At 69.7% G+C, this 15,998-nt stretch carries 14 protein-coding genes and 1 tRNA gene; 5 read left to right on the forward strand and 10 right to left on the reverse strand.

Going from position 1 to position 15,998, the window contains the following annotated elements; genetic code table 11:
- Positions 1-34: 34 nt before the first annotated feature.
- The 4 genes from GRS48_RS09900 to GRS48_RS09915 all read right to left on the reverse strand — a co-directional run bounded on the left by GRS48_RS09900 (position 35) and on the right by GRS48_RS09915 (position 1,626).
- Positions 35-478 carry an RNA-binding protein gene (locus GRS48_RS09900; RefSeq protein WP_159486006.1) on the reverse strand — a complete coding sequence of 148 codons (444 nt, stop codon included), beginning with the start codon at positions 476-478 and terminating at the stop codon, positions 35-37.
- Positions 479-502: 24 nt separating this feature from the next.
- On the reverse strand, positions 503-691 hold the full coding sequence (locus tag GRS48_RS09905; protein ID WP_159486008.1) for a DUF1918 domain-containing protein: 189 nt from the start codon (positions 689-691) through the stop codon (positions 503-505).
- A gap of 112 nt (positions 692-803) precedes the next feature.
- Positions 804-1,385 carry a hypothetical protein gene (locus tag GRS48_RS09910; protein WP_321168385.1) on the reverse strand — a complete coding sequence of 194 codons (582 nt, stop codon included), beginning with the start codon at positions 1,383-1,385 and terminating at the stop codon, positions 804-806.
- Between the two features lie 49 nt (positions 1,386-1,434).
- Entirely contained in the window at positions 1,435-1,626 is a 192-nt protein-coding gene (locus tag GRS48_RS09915; protein ID WP_159486010.1) for a methytransferase partner Trm112, read from the reverse strand.
- Positions 1,627-1,741: 115 nt separating this feature from the next.
- Here GRS48_RS09915 and GRS48_RS09920 point away from each other — a divergent pair, with 115 nt between their 5' ends.
- Positions 1,742-2,020 carry a ribonuclease P protein component 4 gene (locus GRS48_RS09920; protein WP_159486012.1) on the forward strand — a complete coding sequence of 93 codons (279 nt, stop codon included), beginning with the start codon at positions 1,742-1,744 and terminating at the stop codon, positions 2,018-2,020.
- Positions 2,021-2,235: 215 nt separating this feature from the next.
- On the opposite strand, the gene GRS48_RS09925 is transcribed toward GRS48_RS09920, so the two are convergent.
- From GRS48_RS09925 to GRS48_RS09940, 4 genes are all read right to left on the reverse strand, one after another.
- Positions 2,236-2,310: transfer RNA gene (locus tag GRS48_RS09925), tRNA-Met, on the reverse strand.
- A gap of 74 nt (positions 2,311-2,384) precedes the next feature.
- Positions 2,385-2,840, reverse strand: a complete 456-nt coding sequence (locus GRS48_RS09930; protein ID WP_159486014.1) for a GtrA family protein — start codon at positions 2,838-2,840, stop codon at positions 2,385-2,387.
- Positions 2,837-3,685 (reverse strand): glycosyltransferase, encoded by an 849-nt coding sequence (locus GRS48_RS09935; RefSeq protein WP_159486016.1) that lies wholly within the window; start codon positions 3,683-3,685, stop codon positions 2,837-2,839. The genes GRS48_RS09930 and GRS48_RS09935 overlap by 4 nt, the downstream gene beginning before the upstream one ends.
- An 89-nt stretch (positions 3,686-3,774) precedes the next feature.
- Positions 3,775-4,221: a universal stress protein gene (locus tag GRS48_RS09940; RefSeq protein WP_159486018.1), complete on the reverse strand. Its 447-nt coding sequence runs from the start codon at positions 4,219-4,221 to the stop codon at positions 3,775-3,777.
- Between the two features lie 204 nt (positions 4,222-4,425).
- Here GRS48_RS09940 and GRS48_RS09945 point away from each other — a divergent pair, with 204 nt between their 5' ends.
- The 4 genes from GRS48_RS09945 (at position 4,426) to GRS48_RS09960 (ending at position 14,632) form a co-directional block, all read left to right on the forward strand.
- Complete coding sequence (locus tag GRS48_RS09945) at positions 4,426-6,864, forward strand: DUF2298 domain-containing protein (RefSeq protein WP_159486020.1); 2,439 nt, start codon at positions 4,426-4,428, stop codon at positions 6,862-6,864.
- Between the two features lie 158 nt (positions 6,865-7,022).
- Positions 7,023-8,498, forward strand: a complete 1,476-nt coding sequence (gene proS, locus GRS48_RS09950) for a proline--tRNA ligase (RefSeq protein WP_159486022.1) — start codon at positions 7,023-7,025, stop codon at positions 8,496-8,498.
- 243 nt (positions 8,499-8,741) lie between these two features.
- A complete protein-coding gene (gene gltB, locus GRS48_RS09955) occupies positions 8,742-13,493 on the forward strand; it encodes a glutamate synthase large subunit (protein ID WP_159486024.1) in 4,752 nt (1,583 codons plus the stop codon).
- Between the two features lie 146 nt (positions 13,494-13,639).
- A complete protein-coding gene (locus tag GRS48_RS09960) occupies positions 13,640-14,632 on the forward strand; it encodes an NAD-dependent epimerase/dehydratase family protein (RefSeq protein WP_159486026.1) in 993 nt (330 codons plus the stop codon).
- On the opposite strand, the gene GRS48_RS09965 is transcribed toward GRS48_RS09960, so the two are convergent.
- Together GRS48_RS09965 and GRS48_RS09970 are read right to left on the reverse strand one after the other, a co-directional pair.
- On the reverse strand, positions 14,627-15,379 hold the full coding sequence (locus GRS48_RS09965; RefSeq protein WP_159486028.1) for a GNAT family N-acetyltransferase: 753 nt from the start codon (positions 15,377-15,379) through the stop codon (positions 14,627-14,629). The genes GRS48_RS09960 and GRS48_RS09965 overlap by 6 nt on opposite strands.
- Positions 15,380-15,709: 330 nt before the next feature.
- Positions 15,710-15,982, reverse strand: coding sequence for a cytochrome C oxidase subunit IV family protein (locus tag GRS48_RS09970; protein ID WP_159486030.1), 273 nt, complete (start codon positions 15,980-15,982; stop codon positions 15,710-15,712).
- Positions 15,983-15,998 lie beyond the last annotated feature (16 nt).

A 15,998-nucleotide genomic window follows, 5' to 3' on the forward strand; every position in this document is an offset into this window, starting at 1 on the left:
AGGTCGTTCCCGTCTCAGGTACGTCTCCGGATATCTACGTCTCGTCGCCGGCGGCGAGCCGTTCGAGCGTCTCGCGGGCGTTCGCGACGGCCGCCTCCTTCTTCGCGGGGTACGCCTCCACCTTCGATCGGAGCGTGATCCCCGGTCCGAGCCGCACGTCGCCTTTGAACGCCGCCTGTTTGTCCAGCCGGAGGAACAGCGCGCAGTTGTCGTCGACGCGGTCGTCGAGCTCGTCGAGGACCCGGTCGAGGTCGTCGAGCGTCGCGAGGCGGTCGAGGACGTGTCGCATCTCGTCGGCAGTCTCGACGCGGGCCGAGAGCACGACGATCCGGTCGCCGTGATGGCCGACGTTCTCGACGCGATCGAGATCGACCGTCTCCGGGAGGAACGTGCGGAGGGCCTCCTCGACGCGCTTCTCGTCCTCGGTCGCGTACACGAACGTTCGGAGGTCGACGTAGTGGAACGGAACTCTGGGCATGCGGTACCTCGTGGTGGGGCGCTGTTACTCCTCGCTCTCGACGAGGTCGAGCGCGTCCTCGGGGACGCCCGTCTCCTGACCGTCCTCGAAGCTCACGGTGTAGGTCGCCTCCCCGAACATCGTCTCCATCACCTGCGTGATCGTCCCGGTCTCGCCGTCGTAGTCGCTGTGTTTGTCGTGGAACGTGACCGTGTCTTCCTTCTCGAAGCTCATGGGTTCCGTTCCGCCGGGACACCTAAAAGCGCGCGGATCCCGGATCGACGCGGACGCGGCGAGTCCGCCCCGACGCGTCGGCTCGGCCGTTCAGAACCGCCGCGAGACGGACTCACCACAGCACGAACAGCGCCGCCGCGAGCGCGACGCCGACCACGACGCCGATCCCCAACAGCACGATCACGCTGTCGACGGCGACCGCGACGGCGACCGCGACGACGACCGCGAGCAGCGCGAGCCCGAGCGCCGGAAGCCCCCCGTTCTCGACGGCGCGATCGAGCGCCGTCGCCAACCGCTGGGTGACCGGCGGCTCCGGCGGGCGTTCGGGGGGCTTCGAGAGCGACTCGTCGACGACGACGTCGTCGGCCGAGCGGTCGACCGGCGGGTCGATCCGCACGTCGACGTACTCGACGCCGGAGCCGTACCCCGTCACGACCTTGAGTTTGCCCTGGACCGGCTCGTCGAGCTCGTTCACGGAGACGTGAATACGCCTGGTGGCCTCGTCCTCGACGTAGTGGTTCGCCGTCGTGAGCGACGCCACCCGGTCGAGTTCGTCGTCGAAGTGCAGGTGGACGTGCGTCGACCGGCCGAGGTTCTCGAGTTCGATCGAGAACGGCCGATTCGTGGTGAACCGGTCGGGGGCCCGGATCGAGTGAACGGCGTCCCCGTTCAGTTCGACGGAGAGTGTCGGCACAGAGTCCCTGTCGAACCCATCATAGAAAAAGATTCAGTCCACGGAGGGGTTACGCTGCCTCCTCGCGCATGTCCGGCGGCAGGAGGTTCGGGATCCCGTCCTCGATCGGGTACGTCTCGCCACACTCCGTACAGGTGAGCGTTCCCTCGAGGATCTCCTCGCCGTCGCGCTCGTCGACGTCGAGTTCGAGATCGTGTTTGTCGAGCGGGCAGCAGATGATGTCCATCAGCGACTCCTTCATAACCGCGGATTGTCGGCGGGCGTCAAAAGCCTGCGGGTTGTCGGACGGAGGGGCCGTTCACGACGCTCCGCCGACGATGACAATACCTTTGCCGCGGCGTGTCCCCCGACGAGGTATGGGGATCCCGGCAGAACGGATCGAGCGCCTGTTCGCGTTGGCCCGCGAGGCGGTCGTCGACGACGAGTACGACCGGGCCCGCGAGTACGTCCGCCTCGCGCGGCGGATCGCCGAGCGGAACCGCTGTGGCGTCCCCCGGGAGTTCGAGCGGCAGACCTGTGACGCCTGTGCGGTCTACCTGCGGCCGGGCAAGACGAGCCGGGTCCGGCTCCAGCCCGGCCACGTCGTCGTCCGCTGTCTGGAGTGTGGCGAGACGGGGCGATACCCCCACGAGTGAGCCGCTCGTTCGCGGAGCGAAGCATCGACGAGGAGCGACAGGGCTCGGCGAGATGCGGCAGGGCTCGACGAGGAGCGACAGGGCTCGGCGGAACTACCGGTGACAGTGACGAACCTATCGGTGAAGGACCGGTGACGATGACGAAGACGACGACGACGATGACGACGTGTCGAGACGGACGCCGACCGTCTATCGGTCGGAGCGTCGTGAAGAAGTAGCGGGAGGTAGATTTGAACTACCGATCTCCGGGTTATGAGCCCGGCGGAATCTCCTGGCTATCCCATCCCGCTATCATATTCAAACCACGTTTCACGGTTAAGGGTTCTGATCCGGTCGCCCGTATGCGGTTTCTTCCCGCACCCGTTTATAAGTCATCGTCGTCCGCGACGCGCCACGTGAAGAGGCTCTCGGCGACGTAGTTGACGAGGAACGCCGCACCGATCGCGATCGGCATCGTCAGCGCGTCCCAGACGTTCGTGCCGGCGACGGTCACGACGACGTCCAGCCGCGTGAGCACGAAGACGACGGCCACCTGGATCGCGACCCCCCCGGCCCGCACGAGGTTCGATCTGAGGAGCCGTCGGAGCTTCGCACGCCCCCCGCCGACGCCGTGGTCGGGGAACGTCCACCGGTCGTTGATGAGGAACATCGTCACGATCGCGGCCTCCGCACCGACGACCTTCGCGAGCTCCGGCGGCAGCGCGGTCGCGAGGGTGAGCGTCGCAGAGATCGACAGGTCGATGACCGCGCCGACCGCGCCGACGGACGCGAACTTCCCGAACCGTCGGCCCGTCGCCAGCTCGTCGAGCACGCCGGTCATCCCGGCCCTCGCCCGTCGACTCCGGGGTCGACCGCACGATCGGTCGCACGGTCGCCGCCGGCGGGATCGGTTGCACGGTCGACCAACGGGGGACCGGGGTCGCGGGCGATCGACCGATGAACCGCGCTTCCGGAGACGATCCCCGCGCGGTGGCGCGCTCGGAGGAGCCCGGCGAACATGGCAGCCGTGTCGCGCACGGGCGCGACCGTCGACCCGGGCTTGTCCTCCCACGTGATCGGGACTTCGCGGACGCGGTAGCCGCACGCGGCCGCGACCGCGACGAACTCGAGGTCCCACGCGAACCCCGGCTGGTGGAGGTGGTCCCTGACCGCTCGCCACACCTCCGCGGTAAGCGCCTTCGCGCCGCACTGATAGTCGTACAGCCGCGCGCCGGTCGACCCCACGACGCGTCGGGCGAGCCACGCGAACCCGTCGCCGAGGAACCGCCGGAGGTGACCCTGATGCATCGTCACGTCCGCGTCGGGGTGGCGACGGGAGCCGACCGCGACGGACACGGCCCCGCGACGAACGGGACCGATCACGTCCACGGCCGACTCGACCGGGGTCGCGCCGTCCGCGTCGACGAACGCGAGCACGGACGTGTCGAGCGCCTCGAAGCCGGCGGTGACGGCGGCCCCTTTTCCCCGACGGTCGGGAACCGCGTTGACCGACACCGCGTCGAACGCCCCCGCGAGGTCCGTCAGCGCGGCCGCCGTCTCCGGGTCTGCGGCGTCCGACTCGATCCGGATCCGCTCGGGCGAGAGCCGGTCCTCGAGCGCGCGAACGTAGCCGCGGAGCGCGTCGACGTCCGGGCGATAGGCGGGAACGACGATCCCGAGCGACATGGGAGGCCATCCGTCACGCCGGGTAAAAAGGGGTGTGACTCGCGGGAGCGAGGCGGCAGGCGGGAGCGGGGCAGCGGGCGGGAGCGACGTCAGTCGTGTCGTCGAACCGACGGCGTGACGACCGGACAGGAGGCGTTGAGGAGGATCGACTGGGCGACGCTCCCGAACAGGGCCTTCGCCGTGGGCGACTTCTTCCGGCCCATCACGACGATGTAGCGGGCGTCCTCGCGACCCGCGTAGTCGACGATCGACTCGTCGGGGTCCCCGATGAGCCCGACGGTACTGACGTCGACGGAGCCGTCGACGCCGGCGTCCTCGAGGGCGTCGCTCGCCACCTTCCGGGCCATCTCGCGGACCTCGTCCATCGTCACGCGGTCGTCGCTCTCGACGCTCCGTAGCCCGAGGTCGATGAACTCCGAACGAGTCATCGAGTGGACGACGTGAACGGGATCGCCGAACGCCTTTCCGAGCGAAACCGCTTCGCGGACGACTTCGTGTGCCCGATCCGACCGATCGACCGCGGCAACGATCACCATGTGCGACCCACGTCGCCATTCCTTATAAATCTCGGACGACTCCGGAGGGAGCGCCATCGGGTCGACGGCCGATCGGACGCGACGTATCCGCCCGCCGAACCCGGCACAGCCGCCCGCCGAATCCGGCACAGCCACCCGCCGAACGTGACGAGACGACCGGGAGAAACCCGAAGCCGTATAGTCCCGGGGTCGTGTCTCCCTCCCATGGAATACGTGTTGGTCGCGTGGTGGCTCCTCGCGTTCCTCGCGCTCGCGGCGCTCGCCGCCCCCCTCACCGCCCGGGTGTTCCGGGCGTTCCCCGGGGCGGGGCTCGGCTTCGCGCCGACCGTCGCGCTGTTGGTCCTCGTCCTCGTCGGCTACTGGGCGGGCCGGATCGGGTTCGGTCGGCCCACTCTCTGGCTCGCGCTGCTCGTCCTGGCCGCGCTCTCCGCGGTCTTCGGGCTCGATCGTACCGCGCTCCGGCGGCGCGAGATCCGCCTCGCGCCGGACGTCGGCCCGGTCAACCGGCGGTCCGTGTGGGCCGCCGCCGTCGTCTTCGTCGGCGCGTTCCTGCTCGTCGTCGCGATCCGGGCCGCCGACCCTGCCGTGAACGCGATCGGCGGCGAGAAGTTCCTCGATTACGGGCTGCTCCGCGCCACCCTCCGGGCGGACGTGGTGCCGGTCTACGACTTCTGGTTCGCCGGCGAGTCGCTGAACTACTACTACGGGGGCCACCTCGCCGCGGCCCTCGTGACCATGCTGACCGGAACCGCCCCCGAGTACGCGTACAACCTCGCGCTCGCGGGTTTTTACGGGTGTCTCGCGGCCGCCGCGTTCGAGCTGGCCCGCGGGATCGCCGCCGGGCGAGCCGCCGACCGCGGGGCCGACGCGGCCCGGTCGCACGAACACGGGTTTCGGGCGGGCGTCGCGGCCGTCTTCGTCGTCGCGCTCGCCGGCAACGCGGTCACCGCGGTCCAGGTCGTGGCGGGCGTCCTGCCGGGCGGGGCCGGCGACCGCTTCGCGGAGGCCGTCGCCGCGGGGCGCGTCTCCGCGGCCGACCTCCGTGCGGGGGCGGACGGGTTCTTCTACTGGGACGCGAGCCGCGTGATCGACGGGACGATAACCGAGTTCCCGCTGTTCGCGTTCCTCAACGGGGACCTCCACGCGCACATGATGGGGCTCCCGTTCCTGTTGCTCGCCGCGGGCGTCGCGTACGCCTACTGGCGGACGCCCGGCGCGGAGCGCCGCCGGCGGCGGGTGCTCGTCTTCGGGGTCGTCCCGCTGATCGGCGGCATGCAGGTCGTGATCCACACGTGGGACGTCCCGACGACGATCGGGATCCTCTGGCTCGCGCTCGCGTTCGCGCCCGCGACGCCGCTGTCGCTGCTCCCCCGCGGGTCGGCCGTCGCGGCGGCCGTCCGCGACCGGGTGCGGTCGCCGACCGTCGCGACCGAGATCGAGCGGACCGGTGGTGCCCTCGTCGTCGCCGCGGTCGCCGGCGGCCTCGCCTTCCTGATCGGCGCGCCCTTCCTCCTCGCCGCGTCGACCGGACAGGAGCCGACCCTCCTCGACGCGGCGGACCGGTCCGGCCTGGGGGAGCTGCTCCTCGTGCACGTCCTCTTCCTCGCCGGGTTCCTCGCGTACCTCGTCGGGCGGCTCGGGGCAGACGACGACGGGGGCGGCGATCGGGGAGTCGTGGCCGTCGGGATCGCCGCCGTCGTCGCGGTGGCGGTCCTCTCCGGGTTCCCGGCGGTCGCGGTCGTCGTCCCGCTGCTCGCGCTGGGTTGGGCCGCGCTCCGGCTCGGTCGTGACGTCGGGTTCGAGACCGCGCTGCTGGTCGGGGGCGCGGGGCTCGTCGGGATCGTTGAGCTCGTCTACGTCGTCGAGGCCGCCGGCCCCGGCCGGCTCAACACGGTATTTAAGGTGTACTCGCAGGTCTGGGCGGTCTGGGGCGTCGCGCTCGGCGTCGTCCTCGCCGAGCTGTGGGCCGGCGGGTTCGGCGGGGTCGGCAAGTTCGGCGAGTCCGGCGGGGTTGGCGGACGTGAAGGGACGGCTCCGGCGGGGACGGCTCCGACGGGAGCGGATCCGGCGTCCGGGATCGGGTCCGTCCCCGTCGCCCGCCTGTTCGTCGTCGCGATCGTGCTGCTCGCGGCCCCGTACGCGGGACTGGCGCTCGCGGACCACTTCGACCGGCACGACGCGGGGACGCTCGACGCGACCGCCTTCGCCGCGGCGGAACACCCGGCCGAGGCGGCCGCGATCGACTGGCTCGACGCGACGGCGACCCACGAGGACACCCTGCTCGAGGCCCCGGGCGCGAGCCGGTCGCCGGAGGGGCTCGCCGCCGAACCCACCACGCCGGGGATGTACGACTGGCGGGCGAACCCCGCCTCCACCCTGACGGGGATCCCGACCGTCGCCGGGTGGGCCCATCAGGTCGGCTACCGCGGCGAGGAGGCGTACTACGGCCGGGTCGCGGACGTGGATCGCGCGTACGCGGGCGACGCGGACGAGCGCGCCGCCGTCCTCGACGCCTACGACGTCGACTACGTCTGGGTCGGGCCGACCGAGCGGGCGCGCTACGGCGCGGTCGACTTCGACGACGCCGGCGAGGTGGTCTTCGAGAACGACACGGTTCGGGTGTACCGGATCGACGGCGAGTGAGCGACACCGGGACGATTCGGGAGTACCGGATCGACGGCGGGTGAGCGACACCGGGACGATTCGGGTGTACCGGATCAACGGCGGGTGAGCGGCCCCAGGACGGCCCGGCCGACGCGGCTTCGGACGTTTTAAGCCCGCGACCCACCCTGTGGGGAACAATGAGCGACGACGACCAGGACCTCGGCATCACCGAGTCCAAGTCACACAACACCGGCGAGTGGTACGCCGAGGTCGTACGGAAGGCGGGGCTGGCCGATTACGGCCCCGAGGGCATGAGCGGGTTCATCGTGACGCGCCCGCGCGCGTACGCCATCTGGGAGCGCCTGCAGGGGTTCCTCGACGCGAAGTTCAAGGACACCGGCGTCCAGAACGCCTACTTCCCGCTGTTCATCCCGGAGTCGTACCTCGAACGCGAGAAGGACATCGTCGAGGGGTTCGATCCCGAGGTCGCGTGGGTCACCGAGGCCGGCACGAAGGAGTTAGAAGAGCGGCTCGCCGTCCGGCCCACCTCCGAATCGATCATCACGCCGTACATCAGCCAGTGGGTCCGGAGCCACCGCGACCTCCCGCTGCGCGTGAACCAGTGGTGTTCGGTCGTCCGATGGGAGGCGACGGAGACGAAGCCGTTCTTCCGCACCAAGGAGTTCCTCTGGCAGGAGGGCCACACCGCCCACGCGACCTACGAGGACGCGTGGACGGAGACGCTGACGCGGCTCGACCAGTACGAGTCCGTCTACGAGGACCTGCTGGCGATCCCGGTCCTCCGCGGGCAGAAGCCCGACCACGACAAGTTCCCCGGCGCGGACACGACGACGACCGTCGAGGCGCTGATGCCCGACGGGAAGTCGGTTCAGGGGGCGACCTCCCACCACCTCGGCAGCTCGTTCGCGGAGGCGTTCGACATCACGTACGCCGACGAGGACGAGGAGGACCGCGTCGCCCACACCACCTCGTGGGGGCTCTCCTGGCGCGCGCTCGGCGCGCTGATCATGACCCACTCCGACGAGCAGGGGCTCGTCCTCCCGCCGACGGTCGCGCCCACGCAGGTCGTGATCGTCCCGATCTGGCAGGAGGACACGAAAGACGAGGTGCTCGCGTACGCCGAGGGCGTCGCCGACGACCTCGACGACGCCGGCGTGCGCGTCGAGCTCGACGACCGCGACGAGCGCAACCCCGGCTTCAAGTTCAACGAACACGAGCTCAACGGCGTCCCCCTGCGGGTCGAGATCGGTCCGTACGAGGTCGAAGACGACGAGCTCACCCTCAACCACCGGCCCGACGGCGAGGAGACCGTCGTGGACCGCGACGGGGTCGCGGAGACGGTCCGATCACACCTCGACGAGGTGTACGCGAAGCTGTACGCGGCCGCCGAGGAGAACCTCGACGGCGAGGTGCGCGAGGCCGACGACCGCGCCGGCATCCTCGGGACGCTCGGCCAGCACGGCGGCTACGTGAAGGCCCCGTGGTGCGGCGACGAGGCCTGCGAGGAGGCGATCAAGGAGCCCATCGCCGCGGAGATCGTCATGGTTCCGTTCGAGGACGAGGACGAGTACGTCGACGGCGACGGCGATGAGGCGTGTGCGATCTGTGAGGCGGACGCGGAGCGGACGGCGTTCTTCGCGAAGTCCTACTGATCGGGGGACACCCTCGATACACGGACGTATACTTATTTGCGTAGAATCCACTCATAAGCGAGAGGCGTGTTGCGTATTTCCGTACTTCTTGTTGAAATACGATCGAGTGCGGACCTTTCGTCAACCCGTGGTAGTCTATGCCAACCCCTTATGGATAATTACCTTATATTCCCTAATGTGTGGCCAAGGGATCCTACCCCTATCAGGGTCACACCTTTATCTAGCGGGTAGTGAGGAAGGAGTATGACCAAGCCACGTAGTACCACCCGCGGTCCGGAGGACTCCGGGACGGCGGGCCGCGACGCGGGCCTCGCGTCGCCGGACGACGACCGGTCGAACTGCGGGATCGGCGGCATCGTCGACCTCGACGGGACGCCCACCCACGGAACAGTCACCGACGCGGTCCGACTCCTCGAGAACCTCGAACACCGCGGCACGACCGGCGCGGAGTCGAACACCGGCGACGGGGCCGGGATCATGGTCGCACGTCCGGACGCGTTCTTCCGGGAGGTCGTCGACGCGGACCTGCCCGCGGAGTACGCCGTCGGCTCCCTGTTCATGCCGAGCGAGCCCAACGTCCAGGCCGCGATCCACGACGTCATCGCCGAGACGCTCTCCGTCTACGGGCTGGAGGTGCTCGCGTGGCGGTCGGTGCCGACGGACAACACCGACCTCGGCGCGACCGCACTCGACTCCGAGCCGGAGATCGAACAGCTGTTCGTCGCCCCCGTCGAGGGGGCCGGCCTCGCCGCCCGCTTCGCCGACGACGGGTCGGTCCCGTCCGACACGGACCCGGAGACTCTCGGGTTCGACCGGGCCCTGTACGCCGCCCGCCGGGAGATCGAGAACACCGTCGCCGACCTCGACGGCGCCGGGCGGTTCTACGTCTGCTCGCTCGACCGCCGCCGCGTCGTATATAAGGGGCTGCTGAAGGGCTCACAGATCGCGGACTACTACCCGGACCTCACGGACGAGCGGTTCGCGAGCCACGTCGCGTTGGTTCACGCGCGGTTCTCGACGAACACGCTGGGCGCGTGGCACCTCGCACACCCGTACCGAAACGTCGTCCACAACGGCGAGTTCAACACGATCCGGGGGAACATCAACTGGATGCGCGCGCGGGAGAACGACCTCGAACACCCCGCGTTCGGCCCCGAGTTGGAGACGCTCAAGCCGATCATCAACGACCCGAACCAGTCCGACACCGCGAGCGTCGACAACGCGCTCGAGCTCCTCTTACAGACCGGCCGCGACCTCCCGCACGCGCTCCGGATGCTCGTCCCGGAGGCGTTCCGCGACGACCACCTGATGGACGAGGCTCGCCGTGACTTCTACGACTACCACGCCTCGCTCGTCGAACCGTGGGACGGCCCCGCGCTCGTCATCGGCTTCGACGGCGAGACGGTGGCCGGCGTGTTGGACCGAAACGGGCTCCGCCCGTGTCGCTACGAGGTCACCGACGACAACCGCCTCGTCGTCGGCAGCGAGGTCGGCGCGCTCCCCACCGACGCCGCGAACGTGACGCGTCGGGGACGGCTCCAGCCCGGCGAGATCTTCGTCGCCGACCCCGAGCGGGGACGTATCGTCCCCGACGACGACGTGTTCGCCGACCTCACCGACGAGAAGTACGGCCGGTGGGTGGCCGAACACCAGGCCGACCTCGAGGACCTCGTCGACGCCGACGACGGGACCGCCGTCGGTTTCGGCGACGTCGACGGGGCGGATGCGGCCCCTGATGTCGACGAGGCGGACGCGGCCCCCGGAGTCGACGAGGCGAACGCGGCCCCCGGAGTCGACGACCCGGCGGACCAGAACTCCGAATCACCCACCGTCCGGGCTCACCAGGCCGCGTTCGGCTACACGACCGACTCGCTGAACCACCTCGTCGAGCCGATGGCCGAGTCCGGGAAGGACCCGGTCGGCTCGATGGGCGACGACACGCCCCTGTCGGTGCTCGCGGACGTCGACCGGCCGCTGTTCTCCTACTTCAAACAGCTGTTCGCACAGGTTTCGAACCCCCCGATCGACTACATCCGCGAGGAGCTCGTCACCTCGTTGGAGTCGCGGATCGGCGGACAGCGGAACCTCCTCGCCGAGACCCCCGAGCACGCCCACCAGATCGTCGCCGACTCGCCGGTCCTCACGGACGCCGAGACCGCCGCGCTGAAGCGTCTCGGCGGCGGCGAGGGTGACGAGAGGGACGACGCCGGGTTCGTCTCCGAGACGATCGACGCGACGTACCACCACGACGGGTCGCTCGTGGACGCGGTGGCCCGCCTGCGCGAGGACGCGGCCGCGGCCATCGAGGGCGGCGCGGACGTCGTCGTCCTCTCGGACCGCGCGATCGACCCGGACCGGCTCGCGATCCCGAGTCTGCTCGCGACCGGCGCGGTCCATCACCACCTCGTCCGAAACGGGCTCCGCAACCGCGCGGGGCTCGTCGTCGAGTCGGGCGAGCCGCACGAGGTCCACCACCTCGCGACGCTCGTCGGCTACGGCGCGGACGCGGTCGACCCGTACCTCGCGTACGCCTCCATCGCCGACGTCGTCGCCGGCCCGGACGGCGCGAACGAGACCGAGGCGCTCGCCGCCTACCGCTCCGCGCTGGAGGACGGCCTCCTGAAGACGATGGCGAAGATGGGGATCTCCACGGTCGAGTCGTACCAGGGCGCACAGATCTTCGAGGCCGTCGGGCTCGACTCGCGATTCGTCGGCGAGTTCTTCGAGGGCACCGAGATCCGCACCGAGGGGATCGGCATCGAGGGGATCGAGGACGACCTCCGCGCGCGTCACGCGATGGCGTTCGGTGCGGATCCCCAACTCGAGACGATCGGCGAGTACGAGAACCGGTCGTCCGGCGTCCACCACGGGTGGAACCCCCAGACCGTCGGCACGCTCCAGCAGGCGGTCCGCGGCGGCGACTACGAGCAGTACGGGGAGTTCGCGGACCTCGTCAACGACCAGTCCGAGACGCTCCAGACGCTCCGCGGCCTGCTGGAGTTCGACTCCGACCGCGATCCGGTCCCGATCGAGACGGTGGAGCCGGTCGAGGAGATCGTCGAGCGCTTCTCGACGGCCCCGATGAGCCTCGGGAGCCTCTCGCCGGAGGCCCACGAGAACAACTCGATCGCGATGAACCGGCTCGGTGCGAAGTCGAACACCGGCGAGGGCGGTGAACCCCCCGAACGGTTCGGCACCGAAAAGGAGTGTTCAGTCAAACAGGTCGCCTCCGGCCGGTTCGGGGTCACCGCCGAGTACCTCGCGAGCGCCGACGAGCTCCAGATCAAGATGGCACAGGGGTCGAAGCCCGGTGAGGGCGGCCACCTCCCGGGCGAGAAGGTCAACGAGATGATCGCTCACGTCCGCTGTTCGACCCCGGGCGTCGGGCTCATCTCGCCGCCGCCCCAGCACGACATCTACTCGATCGAGGACCTCAAGCAGCTCATCTTCGACCTGAAGGCCGCCAACTCGGACGCCGACGTCAACGTGAAGCTCGTCTCGGAGGCCGGGATCGGCACCATCGCGGCGGGCGTCGCGAAGGCGAACGCCGACGTCGTCCACGTCTCCGGCCACTCCGGCGGGACGGGGGCGTCGCCGAAGACCTCGATCAAGAACGCGGGACTCCCCTGGGAGCTCGGGCTCGCCGAGACCAACCAGATGCTCCGAGCGACCGGGCTTCGCGACCGGATCCGCGTCACCGCCGACGGCGGGCTGAAGACGGGTCGCGACGTCGCCGTCGCCGCCGCTCTCGGCGCGGAGGAGTACGTGTTCGGCACCGCCTCGCTCGTCACCTCCGGCTGCGTGATGGCCCGCCAGTGTCACGAGAACACCTGTCCGGTCGGGGTTGCGACCCAGCGCGAGGACCTCCGGAAGCGGTTCCCCGGCGAGCCCGAGCACGTGATCAACTACATGACGTTCATCGCCCAGGAGCTCCGCGAGCTCATGGCCGAGCTGGGCTACACCGACCTCGAGGATCTCATCGGCCGTCCGGGGCTGCTGACCCAGCGCGAGACGGATCACGAGAAGGCGAGACACGTCGACCTCTCGGCGGTCATCGCCGAGCCGGCCGGCGAGACGCGGGTGAAGACCCGCGAGCAGGACCACCCGGGGATCGACGGGCTGCTCGACTGGGGCCTCATCGACGACGCCGAGCCCGCGCTCGCCGACGGGAGCCCGGTCGCGCTCACCCGCGACATCGACAACGTCGACCGTGCGGTGGGCGCGGCGCTGTCGAACCGGGTCGTCTCCGAACACGGCGGCGAGGGGCTCCCGGACGACACCGTTACCTGCCGCTTCGACGGCTACGCGGGCCAGAGCTTCGGCGCGTTCCTCGCGTCGGGGATCACGCTCGAGCTCACGGGCGCGGCCAACGACTACGTCGGCAAGGGCCTCTCCGGCGGGCGGGTCGTTATCGACACGCCGGCCGACGCGGGCTACGATCCCGCCGAGAACGTCGTCGCCGGCAACGTCTGTCTGTACGGCGCGACGTCGGGCGAGGCGTACGTCAACGGCGTCGCCGGCGAGCGGTTCGGCGTCCGGAACTCGGGCGTGAAGGCGGTCGTCGAGGGCGTCGGCGACCACGGCTGTGAGTACATGACCGGCGGCGTCGTCGCCGTCCTCGGCGAGACCGGGCGCAACTTCGCGGCCGGGATGTCCGGCGGGGTCGCGTACGTGTACGACCCGGACGACCGGATCGACGCGCGGCTCAACCGCGGAATGGTGTCGCTGTCGACGACGCTCGACGAGCGCGACCGCGCGATGCTCCGCCGGCTGGTCGAGAACCACCGCACGTACACCGACAGCGACCGCGCGGCCGAGCTGCTCGACGACTGGCCCGCCGCCGTCGAGGACTTCGTCCGCGTGTTCCCCGACGCCTACGCCGCGGTCATCGCCGAGGGAACGGGAACGGACGTACGCGAGGACTTGCCGGAGCCGGCCGACGCCGCCGTCGACGCCGCCGTCGACGCCGCCGGGCACGCCCCGAGCGACGACTGACCGAAGCGGGGTGACTCGGGACCCGCCGCCGCGGCGGAACCGACTCCCCGACTCGCCGCGACCGACCGATCCGCCGCCGCGGCCGACCGATACGACCCGGCGGACACACCACACGCCTTTTGCTCGGGCCGTGTGGAGGGACTCACATGAGCGATACCGCACTCGTCATCGGCGGCACACGGTTCATCGGCCGCCACACCGTCGCGGAGCTGTTGGCGAACGGCTACGAGGTCGCGATGTTGAACCGTGGCACGCACGAGAACCCGTTCGCGGACGAGGAACTCGTCACCCACGTCGAGGGCGATCGGACGAACGAAACCGACCTCCGAACGGCGAAGCTCTCGGTGGACCCGGACGTCGTCATCGACTGCGTCGCGTACCGTCCCGCGGACGTCGACGCCGCGACGGACGTCTTCGCCGACGTCGACGGATACGTCTACGTCTCGTCGGGGGCAGCTTACGCCGAGGAGCACGTCCCCAAACGCGAGAACGAGACGCCGCTTCGTCCCTGTACGCCCGCACAGGCCGACCGCGACGACGCCGACACCTACGGCAACCGGAAGGCGGGCGGCGACCGTGCCGTCTTCGAGGCCGCCGAGCGGGGCGTCAACGCGATGGCGGTCCGCCCGTGTATCGTCTACGGGCCGTACGACTACACCGAGCGGCTCGACTACTGGATCGACCGCGTGATCGCACACGACCGCGTCATCGTTCCGGGCGACGGACAGAACCTCTGGCACCGCGCGTACGTCGAGGACGTCGCGAGCGCGCTTCGAGTCGTCGCCGAACGCGGTGAGCCCGGCGAGGCGTACAACGTCGGCGACCGGCGCGCCGTGACGCTGACGGAGACGATCGGGCTCGTCGCCGACGCCGCCGACACCGACTGCGAGGTCGTTCACGCGGGGGCGGACGCGCTCGCCGCCGGCGGTCTCACGCCGGACGACTTCGTCCTCTATCGGGAGTACCCGCACCTGCTCGACACGTGTAAGCTCGCGGCGCTCGGCTGGGAATCCACGCCCGTCGACGAAGCGATGGCGCGAACCGTCGAGGAGCACCGTGCCGCCGACCGCGACGGCGACGAGTGGGACCCCGGCCGCGAGAAGGAAGAGAGCGTCCTCGGCGTCAAGGAGACGTTATAAGTACGCCGCGTCCCAGCGCGTCGGTCGGCGGCGGTTCTCACACGTCTGGCACTCGATGCGGTCCATCGTGTCGACCGCGACGCGGAGGCTCTCACAGGCCCCACAGAGGTAGCCGTAGCGTTCGGTGTGCTCCTCGTCGGAGTAGACCGCATAAAAGGGCGCGTCGGAGCCACGGTCGCTCTCCTCGAAGGCGATGTACACCGTCTCGCCGTCCTCCGTCTCGTACGACTCCCTCCTCGTTGCCTCCGCCGTGCTCAGTCGCTTTCGGTACCGCCGTTCGACGAACGTCTCGCGACCGATGTCGACCGTGTGCTCGCCGGCGAGCTCGTACCCTTCGCTCTCGTAAAAGCCCGTCCCGTCCGCGTTCTCGGCGAGGACGCGCCCTTCGATGCTGGCGACGTCGGCCTCCCGAAGCCGGATTTCGACCCACTCGAGCAGGCGAGAGCCGAGCCCCCGACCGCGATAGTCGGGGTGGACGTGCAGCCAGTCGATCTCGCCGACCCGTTCGCGGCGGCGTTGGACGTAGCTCTCGGCGAAGCCGGCGACCGCGCCGTCCGCGACGGCGACCGGAAACACGGTGTCCGGGTCGACGATGTCGTCGCCGAGCTCGTCCGCGTCGTACCACCGTTCAACGACGTCGTCCAACAACGGTTCGTCCAGCGCGTGGCCGTACGAGGACGACAACGAGGCGCGTGCGACGGAGCGTACCTCGTCGATGTCCTCCGGCGTCGCGGCTCGGAGCTCCATATGGAACGTATCCGTGTCCGACTACTAAAAGCTGCAGTCGGATAGTGACCAGCGAGTCGGCAGATGCCTGCCGTGGCGGTGACCGACGGTTGAGACGGACCGTCGACGGGACAGGGAAACGGTTCGTGACGGAGGAGGAAGAACGGGTGGGATAGAGGAGGAAGAACAGGCGGGGCGGAGGGGGAAGAACGGGTGGGGCGGAGGAGGCTGAACGGTCTGCACGAGCGGGACGGTCGAGACGGAAGGAGACGGTCACAGAACGACGACCGCCGTCGATGGGGTGTCGGTCGAACCAGTCGTCGTCGGTGCGTTACGTCGGGCGGCGGGACACTACGTAATGGAGTACGTCGCGGCCGCCATCAGCAGCATCGCCAGTCCGAGCGCGAGCAGCATCAGGTACGTGAGCGACTTGTTCTCCCAGCGGAGGTGCTGGAAGTAGCCGACGATGAGGACGGACTTGATCGCGGCGGCCACCATCGTGCCGGCGAACGCCTGGCCGTACGTGAAGTACTCGGGGAACTCGAAGAAGACGAACTTCGAGAACGCCAGGACGAGTAGAGCGACGTAAATCGCCGTATAGAGTTTCACGGAGTCGGACGCCATTATTCAGTTGAGTCTT

It is taken from the genome of Halorubrum sp. JWXQ-INN 858 (assembly GCF_009806985.1).
Lineage (GTDB): Archaea > Halobacteriota > Halobacteria > Halobacteriales > Haloferacaceae > Halorubrum.

Bases quoted from the DNA above. Each gene is read 5' to 3' on its own strand.
- GRS48_RS09900 (WP_159486006.1), bottom strand. From the start codon at position 478: ATGCCCAGAGTTCCGTTCCACTACGTCGACCTCCGAACGTTCGTGTAC.
- GRS48_RS09930 (WP_159486014.1), bottom strand. From the start codon at position 2,840: ATGACCGGCGTGCTCGACGAGCTGGCGACGGGCCGACGGTTCGGGAAG.
- GRS48_RS09970 (WP_159486030.1), bottom strand. From the start codon at position 15,982: ATGGCGTCCGACTCCGTGAAACTCTATACGGCGATTTACGTCGCTCTA.
- proS (WP_159486022.1), top strand. From the start codon at position 7,023: ATGAGCGACGACGACCAGGACCTCGGCATCACCGAGTCCAAGTCACAC.
- GRS48_RS09965 (WP_159486028.1), bottom strand. From the start codon at position 15,379: ATGGAGCTCCGAGCCGCGACGCCGGAGGACATCGACGAGGTACGCTCC.
- GRS48_RS09920 (WP_159486012.1), top strand. From the start codon at position 1,742: ATGGGGATCCCGGCAGAACGGATCGAGCGCCTGTTCGCGTTGGCCCGC.
- GRS48_RS09940 (WP_159486018.1), bottom strand. From the start codon at position 4,221: ATGGTGATCGTTGCCGCGGTCGATCGGTCGGATCGGGCACACGAAGTC.
- GRS48_RS09945 (WP_159486020.1), top strand. From the start codon at position 4,426: ATGGAATACGTGTTGGTCGCGTGGTGGCTCCTCGCGTTCCTCGCGCTC.
- GRS48_RS09905 (WP_159486008.1), bottom strand. From the start codon at position 691: ATGAGCTTCGAGAAGGAAGACACGGTCACGTTCCACGACAAACACAGC.
- GRS48_RS09915 (WP_159486010.1), bottom strand. From the start codon at position 1,626: ATGAAGGAGTCGCTGATGGACATCATCTGCTGCCCGCTCGACAAACAC.
- gltB (WP_159486024.1), top strand. From the start codon at position 8,742: ATGACCAAGCCACGTAGTACCACCCGCGGTCCGGAGGACTCCGGGACG.
- GRS48_RS09935 (WP_159486016.1), bottom strand. From the start codon at position 3,685: ATGTCGCTCGGGATCGTCGTTCCCGCCTATCGCCCGGACGTCGACGCG.
- GRS48_RS09960 (WP_159486026.1), top strand. From the start codon at position 13,640: ATGAGCGATACCGCACTCGTCATCGGCGGCACACGGTTCATCGGCCGC.